The following is a 22,848-nucleotide window of genomic DNA, read 5'->3' as shown; positions in this document are numbered from 1 at the left end:
TCCGGTCGTTTCCCGGGTCAGTCCCGGGGGTCGAAGGTGACGGGCAGACGCGGGGGCTCGGCGCCGGTCGGGGGGATCCGAAGTGCCTTGAGCGCGTACTTCATGACCTGCTGGTACACCGGGCCGCACACCTGGCTGCCGAAGTAGCTGCCCCTCTTGGGGTTCTGCACGGCGCAGTAGACGGTGACGCGGGGTGCGTCGGCGGGGGCGAATCCGGCGAAGGAGGAGGTGTAGCCCCTGTAGCGGCCCGTTTCGGGGTCCACCCGGTTGGCCGTGCCGGTCTTGCCCGCCACCCGGTAGCCGGGGATGCGCGCGGTGGTGCCGGTGCCCTCCATGTCCGCCACCACCGACTCCAGCATGGTGGCGAGCGTCGTGGCGGTCTTCTCGCTGATGACGCGGGTCCGCTGCGGCTCCGGCGCGGGCTTCCAGTCCCCGTCGGGCCCGGTGGTGCCGCGCACCAGGGACGGTTCGACGCGCACGCCCCCGCCCGCGATGGTGGAGTAGACCGAGGCCGCCTGGACGGCGTTGAGCGACAGGCCCTGTCCGAAGGGGATGGTGTACTGCTGCGAGGCGTTCCAGTCCCCGGGGCCGGCGAGGATGCCGGGGGTCTCGCCGGGGAAGTCCAGCCCGCTCCTCTGCCCGATTCCGAACTTGCGCAGGTAGGAGTGGAGGACCCGGTTGGCCTCCGCCTGGGTGTCGCCGAGCTGCTCGGCGGCCAGGATGGTGCCGATGTTGCTGGACTTGGCGAGGACCCCGTTGAGGGTGAGGTACCAGGTGGGGTGGTCGACGTCGTCGGCGAAGCTGCGGTCCGCGCGCGGCAGCCGGTTGGGCACCACGACGTGGGTGCCCGGGGTGGCCACGCCCTCCTCCAGGACCGCGGCCATGGACATCACCTTGCTGGTGGAGCCGGGCTCGTAGGCGTCCTCCACCGCGCCGTTGCGCAGTGCCGAGGCGCTGGCCGTGGACAGGTCGCCCGGGTCGTAGCCGGGCACGTCGGCCATGGCGAGGATCTCACCGGTGCGGACGTCCTGGACGATCACGTAGCCGCTGTCCGCGTCGGACTTCTCGACCTGCTTCTCGATGGCGCTCTGCGCGGCCCACTGGATGTCGCGGTCGAGGGTCAGCTCCACGTCCGAGCCGGGGCGCGCGGGCTGCTCGTGCTCGCCGGCGGTGGGCACCTGGCGGCCGCCGGACTGGGCGTAGGTGATCTTGCCGTCCTTCCCGGCCAGCACCTTGTCGAACTTCGCCTCCAGGCCGCCGCGGCCCCTGCCCTCCGAGTTGACGAAGCCGAGCACGGCGGCCGCGAGCTCCCCTCCCGGGTAGACCCGTTTGGCGTGCTCCTCGGAGTACACCCCGGCCAGCACGTGGTGGCCCCCGCCGGGGCGCTGCCGTCCGGCCAGCACGCGCTTGAGGTCGGTGATCTGCCGCCAGACCTGCGGGGACTGCTGCCGGGCCAGGAGGACGTAGCGGGTCTCCTTCCGGGAGAGCCGCTCGGTGAGCGTCTCCTCGTCCACGCCGAGGACGGGGGCGAGCAGTTCGGCCGCCTGGGCCGGCGCGTCGGGGACCTTCGTCTGCTCGGGGGTGAACAGGTAGGGGTCGGCGGTGATGTCGTACGCGTCGACCGTGGTGGCCAGGGCGACGCCTTCGCGGTCGGTGACGGTGCCGCGCTCGGCGGCGAGCGGGACGGTGATGTAGCGGTTGACGTCGGCCTTGGCGGCGTAGGTGCTCGCGTCCACGGCCTGCACCTGGAGCAGCCGTACGGTGAAGGCCAGCATCACCAGGGTCAGCAGGACGCCGAACAGCCTCAGCCGGGGCCGGGAGCTGCCCAGCCGTACGGTGCCCGGCCTCGGGCGGGGCGCGCGGGCGGCGGGCCGGGGCGCGCGGGCGGAGCGGGACGCGGCCGAACGCGGGGCGGGCTGCGTACGGCGGGGGCGCTGGGGTCGGCGGGGAGGCTCGCTCACGGGGCGTCCTCTCCCCCGGGCGCGGCGGGGGCCGGTTCGGGCACGCCCCGGACGGTGCCGTCCGGGAGGATGAAGGCGGGACTTCCGCCGGGCACCATGTCCAGCTCCCGGGCCCGTTCGGCCAGTGCGTCCGGAGCGGAGAAGGAGTCCAGCTCCTGCTGGAGCGCCTGTTCCTCGTCGGCCAGCTCCCCGGCCCGCCTCTCCAGCTCCCGCAGTTCGAAGGACCCCTGGTTGACGGACGCGTTGAGCAGCAGCAGGGCCAGCAGCCCGGAGCCGAGCAGCAGGACCACCAGCAGTACGAAGGGGGCGCGGGCCGGTGCGGAGGGGGCGCCCGCGGGGACCAGCCGCGCCAGCCGCGCCAGCCGCTGCTGGGGCGTCGGGGAGGCCGTTTTCCCGGTGGCCCCGGGTGCGGCCTTCGGTGCGGCCTTCAGGGCTCCTCCCGGATGCGCTCGGCGCCGCGCAGCCGGGCGGGGGCGGCGCGGCGGTTCTCGGCGACCTCTTCCTCGGCGGGGAGTTCCGCGCCCCGGGTCAGCAGTTTCAGCCGGGGCTGGTAGCGCTCGGGTACCACCGGCAGCCCCGGCGGCGCGGTGCTGGTGGCGCCCGCGGCGAGCACCTGCTTGACCAGGCGGTCCTCCAGTGAGTGGTAGGACAGGACGGCGATCCGGCCGCCCACCGCCAGCGCGGCGACGGCCGCCGGCAACGCCCTCTCCAGCACGGTCAGTTCGCCGTTGACCTCGATGCGCAGCGCCTGGAAGGTGCGCTTGGCGGGGTTGCCTCCGGTCCGCTTGGCCGCCTGCGGCAGCGCCTCGCGGATCAGCTCGACCAGCCGGGCGCTGCCGTCGAACGGCTCCTTCTCGCGCTCGCGCACGATCGCGGAGACGATCCGCCTGGCCTGCTTCTCCTCGCCGTAGGCGCGCAGGAGGCGCACCAGCTCGCCGGGCGGGTAGGTGTTGAGGACCTCCGCGGCGCTGACGCCCCTGCTCTGGTCCATCCGCATGTCCAGCGGCGCGTCCCTGGAGTACGCGAAGCCGCGCTCGGCCTCGTCGAGCTGCATGGAGGACACGCCGAGGTCGAACAGGACCCCCTGGACGCGCGGCACGCCGAGCCGCCTCAGCACCCCGGGCAGTTCGTCGTAGACGGCGTGCACCAGGGTGGCCCGGTCGCCGAAGCGGGCCAGGCGCCCGCCGGCCAGTTCCAGCGCGGCCGGGTCCCGGTCCAGGCCGACCAGCCGGACGTCCGGGAAACGGGACAGCATCGCCTCGCTGTGCCCGCCCAGTCCGAGGGTGCAGTCCACGACGGTGGCGCCGGGCTCGCGCAGGGCGGGGGCGAGCAGGTCCAGGCAGCGCCCGAGCATGACCGGGACGTGCCGCTCGTTGGTGCTCACTGGACTCTCCTTGAGCGGGCCCGCACGGCCTGGTCCCCGCCCGCTCGCGAAGGGGAGGGCCGGCGGTCGGCACCGGGGAAGGTGCGCCGGCCGGCCGGGAGCGGGAGGAGGCCGGACCGTACGCGGCCGTACGCGCGCCCGCGCACATGGGATCTCGGGGTTCGGCAGGGGAGCCCGGCGCTTGCCCGGCTCCCGCTTCGCGTCACTTTAGTCCACTCGTCCCCCCGGTCAACCAACTGGTCAGGCGCGTCCCGGCCGCTTCCCCGCGCGGACGCGCCGCGGATTCCCCGCGGCCGGTTCCACCCGTGCGGGGGACCACCCACCGCCTGTGTGGGTTACCTCACACAGCATGCGCGTTGACCGGCTTTGCCCTGCCCCACACCGGGCCGGCCCCGGACGGGACGGTTACGGTCATAGGCATGCCATCGTCTTCCTCCGAAGGGCCGGTCACCGACCGCCTCGTCGCAGCCAACCAGCGTTACGCAGCCGAGTTCACCGACCCGGGAATGGACGCCCGGCCGGTTCTGAAGGTCGCCGTCGTCGCCTGTATGGACGCCCGGCTGGACCTCCACGCCGCCCTCGGCCTCGAACTCGGCGACTGCCACACCATCCGCAACGCCGGCGGCGTGGTCACCGACGACGTCATCCGCTCGCTGACCATCAGCCAGCGCGCCCTGGGCACGCGCTCCGTCGTGCTGATCCACCACACCGGCTGCGGCCTGCTGAACCTGACCGAGGACTTCCGGCACGAGCTGGAGATGGAGGTCGGCCAGCGGCCGTCGTGGGCCGTCGAGTCCTTCAAGGACGCCGACCAGGACGTGCGACAGTCGATGGAGCGGGTACGTACCTCACCGTTCCTGCTGCACAGCGGCGACGTGCGGGGCTTCGTCTTCGACGTCACCACAGGTCTGCTCCGGGAGATCGACCCGGCGAACGGCCCGGAATCGTGACGCATGGGGCTGTCTAAGTGAAGAATGCCTGAGTGACGGCCTTCCCCCGCGGGTACTTCCCGCGGGGGATGCGCCGGTTGTTCGGGGATGGGCCGGCCCGCCGCGGGGCGGACCGGCCCGTGAGCGGGCCGAGGAGGGCCGGGTGACGACCTATGACGAACGAGCTGATCTCAGCGATCTGACCGCCACGGCGGACCGGGTGCGCCGGTCGGTGGAGAGCGTGATCGAGGGCAAGCCGGAGGTCGTACGGCTCTCGCTGACCGTGCTGCTGGCCGAGGGGCACCTGCTGATCGAGGACGTACCGGGCGTGGGGAAGACCATGCTCGCCAAGGCGCTGGCCAGATCCGTGGACTGCTCGGTCCGCAGGATCCAGTTCACCCCCGACCTGCTGCCCTCCGACATCACGGGGGTGAGCGTCTACGACCAGCAGCACCAGGAGTTCGAGTTCAAGCCGGGCGCCATCTTCGCCCAGGTCGTGATCGGGGACGAGATCAACCGGGCCTCCCCCAAGACCCAGTCGGCCCTGCTGGAGTCGATGGAGGAGCGGCAGGTCACCGTCGACGGGCGCAGCTACGAGCTGCCCGACCCGTTCATGGTCGTGGCGACCCAGAACCCGGTCGAGATGGAGGGCACCTACCCGCTGCCCGAGGCCCAGCGCGACCGCTTCATGGTGCGGGTGTCGATCGGCTACCCCAGCGCCGAGGCCGAGCTGCGGATGCTCGACGTGCACGGCGGGACCTCTCCGCTGGACGACCTCCAGCCGGTCGCCCACGCGCACGAGATCGCCAAGCTGGTGGAGGCGGTGCGCGGCGTGCACGTCTCCGAGCCGGTCCGCCGGTACGCCGTCGACCTGGTCGCCGGCACCCGCAGCCACCCCGAACTGCGGCTGGGCGCCTCGCCCCGGGCCACCCTGCACCTGCTGCGGGCGTCGAAGGCGGCGGCGGCCCTGGCCGGCCGGAACTTCGTGCTGCCCGACGACGTGCAGGCACTGGCCGTGCCCGTGCTGGCGCACCGGCTGCTGCCCACCGCCCAGGCCCAGCTCGGCGGACGCGTCTCGGAGCAGATCGTCCTCGACATCGTGCGGCGCGTCCCCGTGCCCGCGTCCAACTACCGGGAGGCGGCCTCGCAGCCCCCGCTGTACGGCCGGCCCTCCCCGCGGAGGCCGTGATGGACGGCCCCGGCACAGCCGCCCCGGACACCGGCGGGGGCGCGGACGGGGGCCTGCGGGTGGAGGAACGCCGGGGTTCGCCGCGCGCCGCGCTCGCCGGGCTCACCACCAGGGGGCGCTCGTTCCTGGCCGCGGGGGCGGCCGCGATGGTGTGCGCCTACGTGCTGGGCCAGGGCGATCTGCTGCGGGTGGGGGTACTGCTGGCCGCACTGCCCCTGGTCTGCGTGGTCGTGCTGCACCGCACCCGCCACCGCGTGGCGGCCTCCCGGCGGCTGTCCCCGGTCCGCGTGCCCGCCCGGGAGGAGGCCCTCGTGCACCTGCGGCTGGACAACGTCTCGCGGCTGCCGACCTCCCTGCTGATGCTCCAGGACCAGGTCCCCTACGTCCTGGGCCCGAGACCGCGCTTCGTCCTGGACCGGGTGGAGCCGGGCGGTAGGCGCGAGGTCTCCTACCGGGTCCGCTCCGACCTGCGGGGCCGCTATCCGATAGGTCCGCTGCAACTGCGGCTGACGGACCCGTTCGGCATGGTGGAGCTGACCCGGTCCTTCAGCTCCCACGACACCCTCACCGTCGTGCCGCGGACCGAGGAACTGCCCCCCGTGCGGCTGGCCGGGGAGGCTGCCGGCCTGGGCGAGGGACGGCATCGCTCCCCGGCCATGGCCGGGGACGACGACGTGATCCCGCGCGGTTACCGCCACGGCGACGACCTGCGCCGGGTGCACTGGCGCTCCACCGCGCGCCACGGGGAGCTGATGGTGCGCCGCGAGGAGCAGCCGCAGAGGCCGCGCTGCACCGTGCTGCTGGACACCCGCCGGGCGGCCTGGGCCGGCTCCGGTCCGGAGGCGGCGTTCGAGTGGGCGGTCTCGGGGGCCGCCTCGGTCGCCGTGCACCTGCTGGAGCGCGGCTACGCGGTACGGCTGCTGACCGACACCGGCGCACCGGTGCCCGGACCGGACGGCGGCGGTACGGACATCGCAGCCTTCGACACCGCCGGGCTGATCCTGGACACCCTCGCGGTGTTGGAGCGTTCCGGCGAGCCGGGCCTGGCGCGGGCGTACGAGGTGCTGCGCGGCGGTGGCGGCGGGCACGAGGGGCTGCTGGTGGCCTTCCTCGGTTCGCTGGACGGCCGGCAGACGGCGCTGGCCGGCCGGATGCGGCAGCGCGCGGGGGGTGCGGTGGCCCTCCTGCCCCGCGGGTTCCGCGAGCCGGGCGTGCAGGAGGAGAGTGAGCGGCTGCTGCGCGAGGCGGGCTGGACGGTGCTGCCGTACACGCCCGGAGAGGCGCTGCCCGCTCTGTGGCGGCAGGCGGACCGGTCCGCGGGCGGGGCACCCGGGCGGACGGCGAGGAGTGGACGGCCATGAGCGGACAGGCCCGGCTGGCGTTCTGCGCCTGGGCGGCCACCCTGGCGTCGGCGTGCGCGCTGCTGCCGCTGGTCGCCCCGGCGGGCTGGCTGTTCCAGGCCGGCCTGCTGCTGGGCGTCCAGGGCGCGGTGGGCACGGTGATGCGGCGTACGACACCGGCCGGACCGCCGGCGGTGGCGGCGCAGGCGGTGGTGTCGCTGCTGCTGCTCACCTTCGTCTTCGTCCGCGGTGACGCCGTGCTCGGGGTGCTGCCGGGTCCGGAGGCCGTCGAGGCCTTCGGCGCGCTGCTGGCGCAGGGCACCGCGGACGTCGGCCGGTTCTCGATCCCGGCCCCGGGCACCGACGGCATCCGGCTGCTGCTGGTGGGCGGCGTGGTCGTCATCGGCCTGCTGGTGGACATGCTCGCGGTGACATACCGTGCCGCGGCCCCCGCCGGGCTGCCGCTGCTGGCGCTGTATTCGGTCGCGGCCGGGCTGTCCCCGGAAGGGGGGAGCCGGCTGTGGTTCCTGTGCGCGGCGGCCGGCTACCTGCTGCTGCTCCTGGCGGAGGGCCGGGACCGGCTGTCGCGGTGGGGCCGGGCGCTCGACGGCGGGGCCGGTGCCGCGCGGTCCGGCGGTACGGCACCGCCGCCGGTGCGCACCGGGCGGCGGATCGGCGCGGTGGCACTGGGCATCGCACTGGTGGTGCCCGCGGTGCTGCCGTCACTGGGCGGCGGGCTGCTGGACGCCGCGCGCCAGGGGCGGGGCACGGGGAACGGCGGCGGCACGGTCTCGGCGGTCAACCCGCTGGTCGCGCTGCAGGACAGTCTGAACCAGCCGGACAACCGCACGGTGCTGACGTACACCACCGACGCCGAGAGCACCTCGGACATGTATCTGCGGATCGTGGCACTGGACCGGTTCGACGGCACGTCCTGGAAGCCGTCGGAGCGCCGGATCACCGATCTTCCACGTCCGCTTCCGCCGGTGCCCGGGCTGTCGCCGTCCGTCGGCACCGAGCGCGTCACCACCTCGTTCCGGGCCGCCGGCTGGTACGCCCAGAACTGGCTGCCCATGCCGTATCCGGCCGCCGAGGTGCGCATCGACGGCCGGTGGCGCTTCGAGCCGGAGGGCCGCACTCTCGTCGGCGACCGCGGGCAGACCACCCGGGGCGTGCGGTACGAGGTGGACAGCCTGGTGGTACGGCCGACCGCGCGGCAGTTGTCGAACGCCCCGGCGCCCTCACCGCAGATCATGGAGGAGTACACCGGCGTACCGGAGTCGCTGCCGTCCGTGGTGGCCGAGACGGCGCGGAACGTCACCGAGGGGGCGGCCGGCTCCTACGAGCGGGCCGTGAGGCTCCAGGACTGGTTCTCCTCCCAGGGCGGCTTCCGCTACGACACCCGGGTGAAGGCCGGCAGCGGCAGCGCGGCCATCGCCCGCTTCCTGGAGGACCGGGAGGGCTTCTGCGTCCACTTCGCCTTCTCCATGGCCGCCATGGCCCGCACCCTGGACATCCCGGCGCGGGTCGCGGTGGGTTTCACGGCCGGGTCCGCCGACGGCAGCGGCGGGATGACGGTGGGGCTGCAGGACGCGCACGCCTGGCCGGAGCTGTACTTCGAGGGCGTGGGCTGGACCCGCTTCGAGCCCACTCCGAGCCGGGGCAGCGTGCCGGAGTACACCCAGCCCGACCTGCCCTCCCCCGATCGGCCGGACGTTCCCGAACCGCGGCCGGACGACAGCGCGCAGCCGCTTCCCGAGCCCTCGGAGTCCGGGGAGTGCGTTCCGGGGCGGGGCACGGAGGACTGCGGCGCGGCGGGCGTCCCGCGGGACGGCGGGGCCGCCGCCGGCGGCGGCTTCCCGGTGGGCAGGACCCTGCTGGTGGCGGCACCGGTGCTGCTCGCCGCGGGGATCCTGGCGCTGCCGGCCCTGTGGCGGAGCAGGGTCCGGTCCCGGCGGCTGGAGGGCGGCGGGGGCCCGGGCGACCGTACGATCGCCGCCTGGCGGGAGGCGACCGACTCCGCCTGGGACCTGGGCCTGCTCCCGCAGGAGTCGGCCACTGTGCGGACGGCCGCGGCGCGTGTCGTACGGCTGGGGAAGCTGGAGGGCGAGGCCACCGAGGCCGTGCACCGGCTGGCCACGGCGGTCGAGCAGGCGCTCTACGCCCCCGAGCCGCAGTCGGCGCGGGGGCTGGCCGAGGATGTGCGGCGGGTGCGGGCCGGGCTGTGGGCGGCCGCCGGACGCGGCGCTCGGCTGCGGGCCCTGCTGCTGCCGCGGTCGGCCGTACGCGCGGTGTGGGCCGTCTCGGAGCGCTGGTCGGCGGTGACCGGGCGGTGGAGCGGCTCGGTGCGGCGGGCACTCGCGCGGATCAGGCCGTCGCGACAGCGGGTCTGAGGCCCGGCGGGCCGGGGGCGGCCGGTCGTGCGGGGGCGGTGCGAGGGTGCTGTCGGGTCGCGGTGGCCGTGCACCGCCCGTCGGCGGGCGGGCACGGCGGCAGTGTGTGAGCGGGCCGTTACTGCTGGTCGTCCCGGCGGCGCTGCCAGCGGTTCTCGATGCGGTTCATCATCGAGCGGCGCGGCCTGCCCTGCCTTCGCGGATGCGGACGGCCTCCCGCGTCGTGGCCCTGGTCGGCGGGGGGCTGCTCCCCCGGCTTGGGCGTCTTGCGCCAGCCCGTCACCGCGAGGACGGCGCAGCCGAGCATCACCAGGAAGCCCAGCACACTGACGATGACCAGCTTCGCGACCATCCCGGCCATGAGGAGCGCGACGCCCACCAGAAAGCCCGCGACCGCCTGGTAGACCCGTCGCCGGGTGTACGTGCGCAGCTCGCTTCCCTCGAGCGCTGTCGCGAACTTGGGGTCTTCGGCGTACAGCGCTCGCTCCATCTGCTCGAGCATCCGCTGCTCGTGCTCAGAGAGCGGCACGGAGTCCTCCTACTCGTCGGTCGCGGGGGCGACCGGATGCGACCCTTCAAGGATAGGCAGGGATTCGCCCCCGTGAAACCCGCCCCTCTACGCCAGTTCGTGCCACCGGGACCGGGACCGGGTGGCGGTGTCGGGCTTCTCATTCCCCCGCCGTCACGCCGTCATGCCGATCGGTGTGCTTCGATCATACGGCGGGTAGCCGCCGTTCGGGTCGCCCGTGGCCTACCGCACCCCGCCGGCGGAGGGCGCGGAACCCTGCCGGGTACGCGCGAGTACGTGGAGGTGCGCCGCGACGGACTGGAAGGCGGGCAACTCGGCCACCGCCTCCTCCAGCCCGGCCAGGGCCTCCGTGGCACCGGGCTCGGCGTCCAGCAGCGCACCCGGCACCAGGTCCGCGAAGACCCGCACGCCGTGGACCGCGCCGACCTCCAGTCCGCTGGCGGCCACCAGGGACCTGAGCCGCTCGGGGGTGAAGCGCCGGGGCACCGGGTCCCCGCCGCCCCACCGGCCGTCGGGGTCGCTCAGCGCCCGGCGGGCCTCGGTGAAGTGCCCCGCCAGGGCGCGGGCGAGCACCGCGCCGCCCAGTCCGGCGGCGAGCACGCTCAGGGTGCCGCCTCCGGGGCGCAGCGCGGCCGCGACGTTGCGCAGTCCCTCGGCCGGGTCGTCGACGTACTCCAGGACCCCGTGACAGAGCACCACGTCGTAGCCGCCGCGCTCGGCCACGTCGAACAGCCCGTGCGCGTCGCCCTGCACGCCGCGCACCCGGTCGGCCACTCCCTCCTCCGTCGCGCGGCGCTCCAGGGCGAACAGCGCGTCGGGGCTGGGGTCCACCACGGTGACGCGGTGGCCGAGCCGGGCCACGGGCACGGCGAAGTTGCCGGTGCCGCCGCCGGTGTCCAGTACCTCGAGCGTCTCCCGGCCCGCGGTCTCGGCCCGGTCGTCGAGTGCTTCCCGCAGGACCTCCCAGACCACGGCGGTGCGGAAGTGTGCGTGGGGGCGGGACATGGCGGACGCTCCTAGGCGGCTCGGACGTGGCTGGCCCAAGCCTATTGCGTCGCCGCGGCGGCACGGCCGGCCGGGCGGCGGGGAGACCCCCGCCCGGCCTCAGCCCGCCCGCAGCCGCGACCCCTCGCCCGCCGGGCCGCCGCGCTCCCCCGGCCCCTCCACGCCCCTGGGAAGCGGCAGCACGGGCTGCCTCACCAGCATCTGCTCGACGATGCGCAGGAACATCCCCGCATCGCGTATCAGGTCGTCGCAGTCGCGCCGGCTGGCCGCACCGGCGATGCCGGCCTCGGCGCGGGCGCGCTTGGCCGCCCCGGCGGCGAACAGCCTGCACCACTCGTCCAGCTCGGGCGCCACCTCGGGCAGCACCTCCCAGGCGCTGCGTATGCGCCGTCTGGCGCGTGCGGTGGACTCGGGGCGGCCGCGTACCGCGAGCACCGCGGCGGCGGTGCGCAGGGCGGCGAGGTGTGCGGTGGCGTACCGGTCGTTGGGGTGCTCCAGCTCCGCCGCCTCGTCGAGGCCGCGCCGTGCCTGGGCGAGCAGGTCGAGTGCGGCGGGCGGGGCCGATGCCCTGCGCAGCACGGGGTGGACATCCTCCGGGGGCCCGTTCATCTGCGAACCTCCTGTCATCGTCATGACCGTCACGACTGTGCTGTTCGCGTGCTGTCCGCCGTGCTGTCCGCACGCGCGGGTCGCGACCGGCGATCGCGATGGGAACATCGTTGCGCATGCCACTGACAATCGGCCCCGACCTGGGCAAACGCCCCCTGTCCGGGCTCGTCCGGCGTACCGGGGGACAGCGCCCGGCAGACCGCGCGGGGCCGGGGCGGCACCGGGCTGGGCGATACTCCGGCCGGAGAGGTTGCCGGAGGAGGTCCTCGGCGCGCCGGCGCGGCTGCCGAGCCGGGGGATCGGCGGGAGCGGGCGGCCCGGCTGATCCGCCGTACCGCCCGCTCCCGTCCCCCGTGTCCCCCGAGCGTTCCCCCTACGGACGGCCGCCGCGCCGTTCCGCCGCCCCGTGCCGGCGGTGCGGCGCCGCGTTTCCCGTCGTCTCCGACTCTGCCGTCCACGCCTGGTGAAGCCCATCCGTACGGCTACTCAGAACCGGACTCAGGTACTTCTACTCATCTACTGCGTACGGCCCTTCGAAGCTGTTACCGCACCCCGGTTAGAGTGCCTGGTCATGGCACGGACTGTGGTGATCGGCGCCGGTATGGGCGCCATGGCCGCCGCCGCCAGGCTGGCCGTGGCGGGCCACCGGGTGACGGTGTACGAGCGGGCGCGGACCCACGGCGGCGCGGTGCGCCGCCTGGAGCGGGACGGGTTCGCTTTCGACACCGGCCCCGGGCTGCTGTACCTGCCCGCCGTCTGGCGGGACCTCTTCGTCAAGACCGGCCGTGAGCCGCTGGAGGAGTGCGTCGCGCTGACCGAGGTGGACCCGGCCGTCCGCCACGTCTTCGCCGACGGCACGTCCGTCCTCCTGCCCGGCGGGTCCCGGGCGGGCACGGTCGACGCCCTGGACGCGGCCCTGGGCGCGGGCGCGGGAGAGCGGTGGAGCGAACTGCTGGGCCGGGGCCGCCGGACCTGGGAGGCCACCCGCAGACCGCTGCTGGAGGAGCCGCTGACCGACGCCGGCGACCGCGCCCGGCTCGGCACCGACCCGTACCCGGCGCCGCGGCGCGGGCTGCTGCGCCGCCGCGCCCCCTTCCTGTCCGAGGTCGCCCGCGCCGAGCTGCGCGATCCGCGGCTGGTGGCGCTGCTGGAGAGCCATGCGCTCGCCCACGGCCTCGACCCGCGCCGCGCCCCGGCGAGCGCCGCCGTCCTGCCGTATCTGGAGCAGACCTTCGGCACCTGGTACGCCGGCGGGGGGATGCGCGCGCTGGCGGACGCGGTGTACGAGCGGTGCCTGGCCCGCGGGGTCGGGTTCCGGTTCGGCACGGCGGTGTCCGGAATCACGGTGGAGGGCGGCCGGGCCGCCGGGGTGGAGCTGGCCGACGGGACACGGGTGGCCGCCGGCACCGTGGTCTGCGGAGCCGATCCCCGGCCGATGTACGGCGGCCGGGCCAGTGCGGCGGACGGCGGTCCCGGCTACGCGGCGGGACGGCTGACCGTGCTGCTCGCGCTGCGCGGATCCCGGCCCGGGGACACCGTCCACCGCACGGTGGTGCACACCGGGGGGCCGGGCGGCAGGACGCGCACCGTCACCGTGCTGCGGCCCGGCGACCCGGCGCTGGTCCCCGACGCGGACCACGAGTCGGCGGTGCTGTCGGTGACCGTTCCGCCGCACCGCGCGGGGGCGGACGGGCCGCCGGCCGGCGGGACCGGCGCGGGTGGCGAGGACGGCGGGGCCGTGGACTGGACGGCGCCGGGCGCGGCCGGGCGGGCCGCGGACGAGGCGCTGGCCGCCGCGGACGCCGCCGGGCTCGGCCTGGGCGGGCGGGTGCTGTGGCGCGAGGTGCGCACCCCCGCCGACACCGAGCGGGAGACCGGGGCCCCCGGCGGCGCGGTGCCCGCCCCCGCTCTGGCGGGGGCGGGCGGGGCCTTTCTGCGGGCGGCCAACTCCACGGGTACGGCCGGGCTGTACCGGGTGGGCGGCTCGGCCCACCCGGGAGGCGGGCTGGCGCACGCCGGGATGTCGGGGGCGCTGGCCGCCGGGCTGATCGTCGAGGGGGACGACTGGCGCGGCTCCCGGTGACACGGCCGGGCGCAGCCGGGGCGGGCGGCGCCTGGGCGGAACGGGCGGGACGGGCGGGACGGGACGACCGTGCGGCTCAGTGGCGGGGCTGCTCGCCGTAGGGGTGCGCGGCTCCGGGAGCCGGGTCGTACCCGCCCTCGCCGTATCCGTACCCGCCGTGCCCGCCGCCCTCGGCGTACTGTCCGGGCTGCGGCTCGGAGCCGCGCTGCTGCGGCACCCACGCCCCGCCGGGCGGGGTCTGCCCGGCGTACGGGTCGGCGGGGTGGCCGGTGCCGTACCCGTCGGCGTAGGAGGGGTCGGAGGCGTAACCCTGGTTGCCCTGGTCGCCCTGCGCGTCGTAGGAGGGCCGGTCGGAGGCGGCGTACGGGTCGGAGTAGGCGGCGTACTGCTGCCCGTCCCCCGCGCCGTAGCCGTAGTCGTACGATCCGGCGTACTGGCCGGCCTGTTCGTAACCGGGATAGCCCGTGTAGTCACCGGTGGTGTACGGGGCGGAGTGGGCGGGGTACTGCTCCTGCTCGCCGTACCGCTCCTGCTCGCCGTACCGCTCCCCCGGCTGCTCGGAGGAGGCGTCCCGCTCGTAGACGCCGTAACCGCCGGTGTCGTCGGGCAGCGGCTCCAGGCTGTAAGCGGGGGGCTCCGGCTCGTGGACCTCCAGCCCGGAGACCTCCAGGTGCGGGTCGGCGTCCTGGGGTGGCATGGGGCGCACCTCACGGCGGCGCCTGCTGGTGCCGGGCATGCCGCCCAGCGCCCAGCCCGCGGTGAAGCCGCGCCGGTAGGAGAGGGTGACGAAGGTCTGGCCGACCGTGAAGGCCGCTCCGCCGAGCGAGATGACCGTCAGCGACAGCGGCACCGGGGAGATCGCCACCACCCCGAGGACCACCATGGCGAACCCGCCGAAGGCCAGCAGCCGCCAGCGCAGCCTCGCCTTGTACTGCAGCAGCACCTCGGCCAGCAGCCAGACCGCGACGATACCGAACGCGATGTAGAGGAGCGTCCACCCCATGTACGTCCTCCCACCCCGTCTTCTAGCCCCGCCGGTGCAGGCCCAGATTCTCGTAGATCTCCAGCGTCGCCGTGGAGTGGTTGAGGGTGATGAAGTGGAGTCCGGGGACGTCCTCGGACATCAGCCTCGCGCACAGCTCCGTGGCGTACTCGATTCCCAGTGAGCGTACAGCGGCCGGATCGTGCTCCACCGCGAGGATGCGTTCGGCCAGGTCCGGAGGGAAGGTCGCGTTGCTCAGCTTCGCGAACCGCTCGATCTGCCGCACGCTCGTGACGGGCATGATCTCCGGAATGATCGGGACGTCGCAACCCGCCGCGGCCACCTTGTCGCGCAGCCGCAGGTAGTCGTCCGCGTAAAAGAACATCTGCGTGATGGCGTAGTCGGCGCCGGCCCGGCACTTGTCGACGAAGTGGCGGATGTCGCTGTCCCAGTCCGCCGAGCGCGGGTGCATCTCGGGGAAGGCGGCCACACCGACGCAGAAGTCCCCCGACTCCTTGATGAGCCGGACGAGCTCGGCGGCGTAGGTGATGCCCCGCGGATGCGGTACCCACTCGCCGGTGGGGTCGCCGGGCGGGTCGCCGCGGACGGCGAACATGTTGCGGATGCCGGCGTCCGCGTACTGGCCGATGACGTTGCGCAGCTCGGCCACCGAGTGGTCCACCGCGGTGAGGTGGGCGACGGGGGTGAGGGTCGTCTCGGTGGCGATCCGCTCGGTGGCGCGCACGGTGCCTTCCCGGGAGGAGCCTCCGGCGCCGTAGGTCACCGACACGAAGGTGGGGGCGACGGCCTCGACACGGCGGATGGCGTTCCAGAGGGTACGCTCGCCCTTCTCCGTCTTGGGCGCGTAGAACTCGAAGGAGTACGAGCGCTCACCGGAAGCGAGCAGCTCGCGGACGGTGCGCGCGCGATCCGTCCTGGTGGAAGGGGTACCGAGGGCCATGTCGGCAGGCTAACCGGCGGCCCGGCCGCACACCGCATCACCGGGGCGATATGCCCGTTTGGCCAGCTTGTCGTCCAGTGGGTGGACACTCGCCCCGGAAGGGGCCGCCTCAGACCGACCGCAGCCGCGCGGCGAGGTCCGCGGCGGCGGCCCCCGGGTCCTCCGCCTCGGTGATCGCGCGGACCACCACGACCCGCCGCGCCCCGGCCTCCAGCGCCTGCTCCAGGTTGGAGGCGTCGATCCCGCCGATGGCGAACCAGGGCCGTCCGGGCCGCAGCCGCGCGGCGTACCGCACCAGGGAGAGCCCCGGGGCGGGGCGGCCGGGCTTGGTGGGGGTGGGCCAGCAGGGGCCGGTGCAGAAGTAGTCCACGCCCGGCTCGGCCAGCGCCGCGTCCACCTCGGCCTCGGTGTGGGTGGAGCGGCCGATCAGGACGCCGTCGCCCAGGATCGCGCGGGCGGCCGGCACCGGCAGGTCGCCCTGCCCCAGGTGCAGCACGTCCGGGCCGGCGGCGTGGGCGACGTCCGCCCGGTCGTTGACCGCCATCAGCTTCCCGTGGCGGCGGCAGGCGTCGGCGAGGGTGGCCAGGTGCTCCAGTTCCTCGGCCGCCTCCAGGGACTTGTCGCGCAACTGCACGACGTCGACGCCGCAGGAGAGCACGGCGTCCAGGAAGTCCGCCAGGTCGCCGCGCTCCCGGCGCGCGTCCGTGCACAGGTACAGACGGGCGTCGCCGAGCCGCTCGCGTGCGGTCGCTGCCATGCGGGAATCCCCCCCCGGGACGAGGCGTGCGGGCCCGGGCGCCCGGGCGGGCGCCGGAACCCGCACGCCGGTGATCGGTCGTACGGTTCGCTGTGTCCGGCCCTGCCGGGCCGGTTCGTCCGCGGTGAGCGCGCCGCTCAGACGGCCATCGCCTGGGCGCGCCGCTTCACCTCGGTGCCGCGATTCTCCCGCAGGGCCCGCGCCGGGGTGCCGGGCAGGGTGTCATCGGGCGTGAACAGCCACTCCAGCATCTCCTCGTCACTGAAGCCGTCGTCCCTGAGCAGCGTGATGGTCCCGGTCAGGCCCTTCACCACCCGGCCCTCGCCGATGAAGTCGGCGGGCACCTGGAGCACCCGGTTCTCACCGCGGCGCACCGCGATGAGCTGGCCCTCCCTGACCAGCTGCCGCACACGCGTCACCTCGACGCCGAGCCTGTCGGCGACGTCGGGGAGGGTGAGCCAGGCCGGGACGAGAGCATCGGTCTTCGCGTCAATCTCGTTCACGGGAACCAGCCTGCCATCTGCCACCGACAGTCACTAGCGGGCCGTGCTCTTCAGGGGGACGGACGGGTCGGCGGCCCGCAGCGGGTCCAGGGCCGTGCCGCGCTCGATCAGCTTCCGCCCCTGGGTCAGGTCGCGCGGGCGGCCCACGGCCAGCAGGGCGCGCAGCACACCGCCGCGCAGCCAGCACACCGACCAGGCCGCGTCCGCCGGATCACCGCGCCACAGCATCTCGTCGCCGCCGGTGTGGTGGCCCGCGTACTGGACGAAGCGGCCGAACTGCTCGGACCAGAAGTACGGCACCGGGTCGTACACCGGCGTCTCGGCCTCTCCGGCCACCAGGCCCGAGGCGACCGTGCGCGGCCCCTGGAGCGCGTTGTCCCAGTGGTGGACCAGCAGGCGGCGGCCGTAGCGGGCCGACGGATAGGAGGCGCAGTCCCCGACGGCGTGGACGCCGGGGACGGAGGCGCGCAGCCGCTCGTCGGCGAGGACCGAGCCGTCCTCGCCCAGCGCCACGCCGGAGCCCGCCAGCCAGCCGGTGGCCGGGCGCGCGCCGATCCCGGTGACGACCGCGCCCGCGGTCAGCACCGAGCCGTCGGACAGCTCCACCTCGCACACCGGGTCCTTCGGCGTGCCGGCCGCGGCGACGGCGGTGACGGCGCACCCGGTGCGAAGCTCGGCGCCCGCCTCCTCGTACCAGGCGCGCATCCGGGCCGCGACGGGCGGCGGCAGCGCCCCCGCCAGCGGCTGGTCCGCGGCCTCCACCACGGTCACCCGGCAGCCGGCCTCGCGGGCCGCCGTGGCGAACTCCGCGCCGATCCAGCCCGCTCCGACGACCACCACCTCCCGGCGCCCGGCGAGCACCGGCCTCAGCCGCTCGGCGTCGTCGAGGGTGCGCAGCGGATACACCCCGGGGACGCCCCCGGTGCCGGGCAGGAGGACCGGCTCGGCGCCGGTGGCGACGACCAGGTGGTCGTAGGGCAGCGGGCCGGCGGCGGTGTCCACCTCCCGGTCGCCGGTGCGCAGCCCGGTGGCGGCCGTGCCCAGGCGCAGGTCCACCTCCAGCGCGCCGAAGTCGACCTCGAAGGCGGACCCGGCCGCCCTGCCCAGCAGCACGGCCTTGGACAGCGGCGGCCGGTCGTACGGCCGGTGGGGCTCCTCGCCGGCCAGGGCGATCCGCCCCGGCCAGCCCTGCTCGCGCAGTTGCACGGCGGTCTGCACCCCGGCCATCCCGGCGCCGACGACGAGGATCCGCTGCCTGCTCTGCTGCTCGGTTCGCACGCTCACGCGATCACTGTAGGAGGTCGGGGCGGCCCGCCGGGCGGCTTGGCCGCAGAGCCCGGTGAGAGCCCTGCCACAGCCGCCGGGGCGCCGGCGCCCCGGCTCCCCTTCAGCCCCGGCGGGCGCGCGGATAGGGTGGTCGGCGTCCGGGGACGAGAAGGAGCCCCGGAGCGAACCGGCGAACGAGAAAGCGCGGGAGCCCGGCGCACCGGGCTGAGAGGGAGGCTTGCGCGGCCTCCGACCGTACGAACCTGATCCGGGTCATTCCGGCGAAGGGAGGGGCACCGCACCCATGCATGTGCTGATCATCGGCGGTGGCGTCATCGGGCTGGTCACGGCCTGGCGGACCGCGCAGCGGGGGGCGCGGGTCACGGTCGCCGATCCGGCGCCGGGCGGCGGCGCCGCCCGGGTGGCGGCCGGGATGCTGGCGGCCGTCACCGAGCTGCACTACGGCGAGGAGCCCCTGCTCGCCCTCAACCTGGCCTCGGCGCGCCGCTATCCGGCCTTCACGGCCGAGCTGGAGGAGGCCTCGGGCCTGGGGACCGGCTACCGCGCCTGCGGCACACTGGCCGTCGCGCTGGACGCCGACGACCGGGCCCATCTGCGGGAACTGCACGCGCTGCACCGGCGCTGCGGGCTGGAGTCGGCGTGGCTGACCGGCCGCGAGTGCCGCCGCCTGGAGCCGATGCTCGCCCCCGGGGTACGCGGCGGACTGCGCGTGGACGGCGACCACCAGACCGATCCGCGCCGACTGACGGCCGCGCTGCTGGCCGCCTGCGAGCGGGCCGGGGTCCGCTTCGTGCGGCAGCGGGCCGGGCGGTTGTCCCTGTCCGGCGGCCGGGCGGCCGGGGTGCGGCTGGCCGACGGCACCGCGGTCGGGGCCGACCAGGTGGTGCTGGCGGCGGGCAGCGACAGCGGCCGGCTGGCGGGGGTGCCCGAGGAGGTCCTGCCGCCGGTGCGCCCGGTCAAGGGCCAGATCCTGCGGCTGCGGATCCCCGGCACGTACGCCCCGTTCCTCTCGCGCACCGTGCGGGCCCTGGTGCGCGGCGGCCACGTCTACCTGGTGCCGCGGGCCGACGGTGAGCTGGTGCTGGGCGCGACCAGCGAGGAGCAGGGCTGGGACACCACCGTGACGGCCGGCGGCGTCTACGAGCTGCTGCGCGACGCGCACGAGCTGGTGCCCGGCATCACCGAGCTGCCGCTGGTGGAGACCCGCGCGGGGCTGCGCCCCGGCTCCCCCGACAACGCCCCGCTGCTCGGCCCGAGCGCCCTGCCCGGCCTGCACCTGGCCACCGGCCACCACCGCAACGGGGTGCTGCTCGCCCCGGTCACCGGCGACGCCCTGGCCCAGGCCCTGGCCACCGGCGAACTCCCCGAGGAGGCACGCCCGTTCACCCCCCGGCGCTTCGACCGCACGCTTCAGGAGAGTCCTCTGTGAACACCGGCGCACCCCGTACCGCCGCGACCGTCACCGTCCATGTCAACGGCGAGCCGCGCGAGATCGCGGCCGGTCTCGCCCTGGACGCGGTCGTGGCGTCCCTGACCACCGCCTCGGCCGGTGTCGCCGCGGCCGTCAACGAGACCGTCGTGCCGCGCGGGCAGTGGCCGGCGACCCCGCTGGCCGACGGCGACCGGGTCGAGGTCCTGACCGCGGTGCAGGGGGGCTGACGGCGGCCATGGCGGACGACACCCTCACCATCGGCGGCACCGCCTTCACCTCCCGCCTCATCATGGGCACGGGCGGCGCGCCCAGCCTGGAGGTGCTGGAGCGGGCGCTGCTCGCCTCGGGCACCGAACTGACCACCGTGGCGATGCGGCGCCTGGATCCGACCGTCTCCGGTTCGGTGCTGTCGGTGCTGAAGCGGCACGGCATCCGCGTACTGCCCAACACCGCCGGCTGCTTCACCGCCGGGGAGGCCGTGCTCACCGCCCGGCTGGCCCGCGAGGCGCTGGGCACCGACTGGATCAAGCTGGAGGTCGTCGCCGACGAACGCACCCTGCTGCCCGACCCGGTGGAGCTGCTGGAGGCCGCCGAGACGCTGGTCGACGACGGCTTCACCGTCCTGCCGTACACCAGCGACGACCCGGTGCTGGCGCGGCGGCTGGAGGACGTGGGCTGCGCGGCGATCATGCCGCTGGGCTCGCCCATCGGCTCCGGACTGGGCATCCGCAACCCGCACAACTTCCGGCTGATCACCGAGCGGGCGTCCGTCCCGGTCGTCCTGGACGCGGGCGCGGGCACCGCCTCGGACGCCGCCCTCGCCATGGAGCTGGGCTGCGCGGCGGTGATGCTGGCCTCCGCCGTCACCCGCGCCCAGGAGCCGGCGCTGATGGCCGAGGCGATGCGGCACGCGGTGGAGGCGGGGCGGCTGGCGTACCGGGCGGGCCGGATCCCGCGCCGACACTTCGCGCTGGCCTCCTCGCCGGCGGAGGGGACGGCGGACCTCGACCCGGAGCGGCCGGCCTTCGGGTGACCGGCCTTCGGGGGCCGTCCCCCGAAGGCCGTACCGATGTCGCGGCGCGGCGGCGGTTTCGTCACCGTTGCGCCGCACTCCGGTGCGTCTGCGCCGGTGCGGTCGGCCGTGCGGGCGGCGGCTCGTAGACTCTGCGACGTGGACACGACCCTTCGGGACCCGTTGATCGGGCACGTGCTCGACGGCCGGTACCGCGTGGAGGCGCGGATCGCCGTCGGCGGCATGGCAACGGTCTACCGGGCGACGGACACCCGGCTGGACCGGGAGCTCGCCCTGAAGGTGATGCACCCCTCCCTCGCGGCCGACGCCTCGTTCGTCGAACGGTTCATCCGGGAGGCCAAGTCCGCGGCCCGTCTGGCCCACCCGAACGTGGTGGGGGTCTTCGACCAGGGCGAGGACGGCGGCTACGTCTACCTCGCCATGGAGTACGTCCAGGGCTGCACGCTGCGCGACGTGCTGCGCGAGCGCGGGGCGCTCCAGCCGCGCGCCGCGCTGGACGTCCTGGAGGCCGTGCTCGCCGCGCTGGGCGCCGCCCATCTGGCCGGTCTGGTGCACCGCGACGTGAAGCCGGAGAACGTCCTGATAGGGGACGACGGGCGGGTCAAGGTGGCCGACTTCGGTCTGGTGCGGGCCGTGGGCTCCCGGACGTCCGCCTCCACCGGATCGGTGCTGGGCACCGTCTCCTACCTGGCGCCCGAGCAGATCGAGCACGGCACCGCCGACGCCCGCGCGGACGTCTACGCCTGCGGCGTGGTGCTGTACGAGATGCTGACCGGCTCCAAGCCGCACGCCGGCGGCACCCCGGCCCAGGTGCTCTACCAGCACCTCCAGGAGGACGTCCCGGCCCCCTCGGCCGCCGTGCCCGGCCTCGCCCCCGCCCTGGACGACCTGGTGGCCCGCACCGCCGCCCGCGATCCGGGACTGCGGCCGGCCGACGCCGTTGAGCTGCTCGCCGAGGTCGGGGCCGTGCGGGAGGCGCTGACCCGTGAGCAGCTCGACGCGCTGCCCCCGGCCGCCGCCGGCCGGGACGGCTCCCCCGTTCCCGCCGGCTCCGAGGACAGCACGGCCGTCCTCCCGCGCGGCAGCACGCCGGGGGCCCCCGCGGGCGGCCCCGGTCCGGAGGGGGGCGTGGAGGCCCTGAACCGCACCTCCGTCCTGCCCCGGCCGGCCGCCGTGCGCACGCAGTCCCGGGACCCGGGCCCGCCCGGACCGGGTGCGCGCCGACGGCGGGGGGCGGGCCGCGGGCCCGGGCGTTCGGCGCCGGCGCTGATCACCGCCGCCCTGCTGGTCCTCGGCGCGGTGCTGGGCGTCTGGTACATCAACTCCGGGCAGTTCACCAGGACCCCCGGGGTGCTCGACATGACCGAGGGCCGGGCCAAGCGGACGGTCGAGGAGGCCGGGCTGGAGTGGCGGATCGTCCGGGACTACAGCGACACCGTGGAGCGGGGCCATGTCATCGGCACCGACCCGGGCCGTGGTGAGCGCATCCGCGGCAACGGCACGGTGACCATCACCGTCTCCCAGGGCCCGGAGCGGGTCGAGGTACCCGATGTGACGGGCGACACCCCGGGCGAGGCGCGCTCGAAGATCAAAGCCGCCGGGCTGGAGCCCGGCATGGTGACCAGGGAGTTCTCGGGGAAGGTGGAGCGGGGCTCGGTGGCCCGCACCGAGCCCGGGGCGGGCAGTGTCCGCCGTCCGGGCACGGCCGTGGCGCTCGTGCTCTCCAAGGGCGCGCGGGTCGAGGTGCCCGGTGTCGTCGGTGAGGACGAGGGAACGGCCCGGCAGCGGCTGGAGGAGTCCGGACTGAAGGTGGGGACGGCCCCGGAGCGGGTCTTCTCCCAGGAGGACGAGGGCATGGTCGCCCGGCAGTCGCCCCGCGAGGGCGCGGTCGCAGCCGAGGGCGACACCGTGACGCTGACCGTCTCCAGGGGCCCGGAGATGGTCGGGGTCCCGGATGTGGAGGGACTGGGGGAGGACGAGGCCCGGCGGGCCCTGGAGAAGGCGGGCTTCGAGGTGAAGGTCCGCAGGGTCTTCTTCACCGGCACCGTCTTCGACCAGTCCGTCGCCGCCGGCGAGCGGGCCCCGCGCGGCTCGGAGATCACCGTCTGGGTTCGGTGACACGCGGGGCGGCCCGGCCGGGCCGCCCCGCGTGTCACCGAACGGGCGCGGAGGGTTGCTTGAACGGGCATCCGTTGTGAAGCACCCCATAGGGTCCAGATCACCTACGAAGCCGCGTAGTGGACATCACGGCGGCCCGGGTGGTCTCGAGCGGCTCCGATCGGCCCCTGAAGACCCTTTCCGCAGAATATCCACTACCTCGGGTAGTACTTCACGCTTTTGTCTTCATAAGTTCCGGACGCTAACAATGCAACGGTCGCCAGCGCCGAGGAGAGGAACCCGGCGCAACCCCGCTCGGTCCCATGACCGGCCCGGCCGGCCCGGCTCCGCGACGCAAGCGATCGGAAGAGGTC

At 75.2% G+C, this 22,848-nt stretch carries 20 protein-coding genes and 1 riboswitch; of the genes, 9 read left to right on the top strand and 11 right to left on the bottom strand.

All coding sequences use genetic code 11. The features are described from left to right. Positions 1-17 precede the first annotated feature (17 nt). The 3 genes from ACGRHY_RS20625 to rsmH form a co-directional block, all read right to left on the bottom strand. Positions 18-1,961 carry a peptidoglycan D,D-transpeptidase FtsI family protein gene (locus ACGRHY_RS20625; RefSeq protein ID WP_394636802.1) on the bottom strand — a complete coding sequence of 648 codons (1,944 nt, stop codon included), beginning with the start codon at positions 1,959-1,961 and terminating at the stop codon, positions 18-20. Continuing rightward, positions 1,958-2,251, bottom strand: coding sequence for a cell division protein FtsL (gene ftsL / locus ACGRHY_RS20620; RefSeq protein WP_394636801.1), 294 nt, complete (start codon positions 2,249-2,251; stop codon positions 1,958-1,960). The genes ACGRHY_RS20625 and ftsL overlap by 4 nt, the downstream gene beginning before the upstream one ends. A gap of 137 nt (positions 2,252-2,388) precedes the next feature. Continuing rightward, the gene (gene rsmH / locus ACGRHY_RS20615; RefSeq protein ID WP_394636800.1) at positions 2,389-3,345 is read right to left on the bottom strand and encodes a 16S rRNA (cytosine(1402)-N(4))-methyltransferase RsmH; all 957 of its coding nucleotides are present in this window, start codon (positions 3,343-3,345) and stop codon (positions 2,389-2,391) included. Between the two features lie 419 nt (positions 3,346-3,764). Between rsmH and ACGRHY_RS20610 the strand changes: the two genes are divergently transcribed. From ACGRHY_RS20610 to ACGRHY_RS20595, 4 genes are all read left to right on the top strand, one after another. Then, on the top strand, positions 3,765-4,295 hold the full coding sequence (locus tag ACGRHY_RS20610) for a beta-class carbonic anhydrase (RefSeq protein ID WP_394636799.1): 531 nt from the start codon (positions 3,765-3,767) through the stop codon (positions 4,293-4,295). A 142-nt stretch (positions 4,296-4,437) separates the two neighbouring features. After that, complete coding sequence (locus ACGRHY_RS20605; RefSeq protein WP_394636798.1) at positions 4,438-5,463, top strand: AAA family ATPase; 1,026 nt, start codon at positions 4,438-4,440, stop codon at positions 5,461-5,463. Next, positions 5,463-6,824: a DUF58 domain-containing protein gene (locus ACGRHY_RS20600; protein ID WP_394636797.1), complete on the top strand. Its 1,362-nt coding sequence runs from the start codon at positions 5,463-5,465 to the stop codon at positions 6,822-6,824. Before ACGRHY_RS20605 ends, ACGRHY_RS20600 begins: the two co-directional genes overlap by 1 nt. Further along, a complete protein-coding gene (locus ACGRHY_RS20595; RefSeq protein ID WP_394636796.1) occupies positions 6,821-9,196 on the top strand; it encodes a transglutaminaseTgpA domain-containing protein in 2,376 nt (791 codons plus the stop codon). Before ACGRHY_RS20600 ends, ACGRHY_RS20595 begins: the two co-directional genes overlap by 4 nt. 118 nt (positions 9,197-9,314) lie before the next feature. On the opposite strand, the gene ACGRHY_RS20590 is transcribed toward ACGRHY_RS20595, so the two are convergent. The 3 genes from ACGRHY_RS20590 to ACGRHY_RS20580 form a co-directional block, all read right to left on the bottom strand. Next, the gene (locus ACGRHY_RS20590) at positions 9,315-9,725 is read right to left on the bottom strand and encodes an SCO2097 family morphological protein (RefSeq protein WP_394636795.1); all 411 of its coding nucleotides are present in this window, start codon (positions 9,723-9,725) and stop codon (positions 9,315-9,317) included. Between the two features lie 222 nt (positions 9,726-9,947). After that, positions 9,948-10,730, bottom strand: coding sequence for a methyltransferase (locus tag ACGRHY_RS20585; RefSeq protein WP_394636794.1), 783 nt, complete (start codon positions 10,728-10,730; stop codon positions 9,948-9,950). Positions 10,731-10,829: 99 nt separating this feature from the next. Next, positions 10,830-11,339 (bottom strand): SAV_6107 family HEPN domain-containing protein, encoded by a 510-nt coding sequence (locus ACGRHY_RS20580; RefSeq protein WP_394636793.1) that lies wholly within the window; start codon positions 11,337-11,339, stop codon positions 10,830-10,832. Between the two features lie 571 nt (positions 11,340-11,910). Between ACGRHY_RS20580 and ACGRHY_RS20575 the strand changes: the two genes are divergently transcribed. Beyond that, complete coding sequence (locus ACGRHY_RS20575) at positions 11,911-13,422, top strand: phytoene desaturase family protein (RefSeq protein WP_394636792.1); 1,512 nt, start codon at positions 11,911-11,913, stop codon at positions 13,420-13,422. A 76-nt stretch (positions 13,423-13,498) separates the two neighbouring features. Here the strand turns inward: ACGRHY_RS20575 and ACGRHY_RS20570 are convergent, their stop codons facing one another. The 5 genes from ACGRHY_RS20570 to ACGRHY_RS20550 all read right to left on the bottom strand — a co-directional run bounded on the left by ACGRHY_RS20570 (position 13,499) and on the right by ACGRHY_RS20550 (position 17,852). Beyond that, a complete protein-coding gene (locus ACGRHY_RS20570; RefSeq protein ID WP_394636791.1) occupies positions 13,499-14,425 on the bottom strand; it encodes a chromosomal replication initiator protein DnaA in 927 nt (308 codons plus the stop codon). Between the two features lie 22 nt (positions 14,426-14,447). Further along, positions 14,448-15,365 carry a methylenetetrahydrofolate reductase [NAD(P)H] gene (gene metF, locus ACGRHY_RS20565; protein WP_394636790.1) on the bottom strand — a complete coding sequence of 306 codons (918 nt, stop codon included), beginning with the start codon at positions 15,363-15,365 and terminating at the stop codon, positions 14,448-14,450. 109 nt (positions 15,366-15,474) lie between these two features. After that, positions 15,475-16,122 carry a thiamine phosphate synthase gene (thiE, locus tag ACGRHY_RS20560; RefSeq protein WP_394636789.1) on the bottom strand — a complete coding sequence of 216 codons (648 nt, stop codon included), beginning with the start codon at positions 16,120-16,122 and terminating at the stop codon, positions 15,475-15,477. A 137-nt stretch (positions 16,123-16,259) separates the two neighbouring features. Then, complete coding sequence (locus tag ACGRHY_RS20555) at positions 16,260-16,625, bottom strand: Rv2175c family DNA-binding protein (protein WP_394636788.1); 366 nt, start codon at positions 16,623-16,625, stop codon at positions 16,260-16,262. 33 nt (positions 16,626-16,658) lie between these two features. Then, a complete protein-coding gene (locus ACGRHY_RS20550; RefSeq protein ID WP_394638135.1) occupies positions 16,659-17,852 on the bottom strand; it encodes an NAD(P)/FAD-dependent oxidoreductase in 1,194 nt (397 codons plus the stop codon). A gap of 242 nt (positions 17,853-18,094) precedes the next feature. Beyond that, positions 18,095-18,182: riboswitch (TPP riboswitch) on the top strand. A 13-nt stretch (positions 18,183-18,195) separates the two neighbouring features. On the opposite strand from ACGRHY_RS20550, the gene thiO reads away from it, so the two are divergent. The 4 genes from thiO to pknB all read left to right on the top strand — a co-directional run bounded on the left by thiO (position 18,196) and on the right by pknB (position 22,495). Continuing rightward, complete coding sequence (thiO, locus tag ACGRHY_RS20545) at positions 18,196-19,341, top strand: glycine oxidase ThiO (RefSeq protein ID WP_394636787.1); 1,146 nt, start codon at positions 18,196-18,198, stop codon at positions 19,339-19,341. Next, entirely contained in the window at positions 19,338-19,571 is a 234-nt protein-coding gene (thiS, locus tag ACGRHY_RS20540) for a sulfur carrier protein ThiS (RefSeq protein ID WP_394636786.1), read from the top strand. Before thiO ends, thiS begins: the two co-directional genes overlap by 4 nt. An 8-nt stretch (positions 19,572-19,579) precedes the next feature. Beyond that, positions 19,580-20,377, top strand: coding sequence for a thiazole synthase (locus ACGRHY_RS20535; RefSeq protein WP_394636785.1), 798 nt, complete (start codon positions 19,580-19,582; stop codon positions 20,375-20,377). A 138-nt stretch (positions 20,378-20,515) separates the two neighbouring features. Further along, on the top strand, positions 20,516-22,495 hold the full coding sequence (gene pknB / locus ACGRHY_RS20530) for a Stk1 family PASTA domain-containing Ser/Thr kinase (RefSeq protein ID WP_394636784.1): 1,980 nt from the start codon (positions 20,516-20,518) through the stop codon (positions 22,493-22,495). Positions 22,496-22,848: the final 353 nt, after the last annotated feature.

The organism is Streptomyces shinuiensis (assembly GCF_043660855.1).
GTDB lineage: Bacteria > Actinomycetota > Actinomycetes > Streptomycetales > Streptomycetaceae > Streptomyces.
Note: the sequence above shows the minus strand (reverse complement) of the source record. Positions and strands in the feature narration are given on the sequence as shown.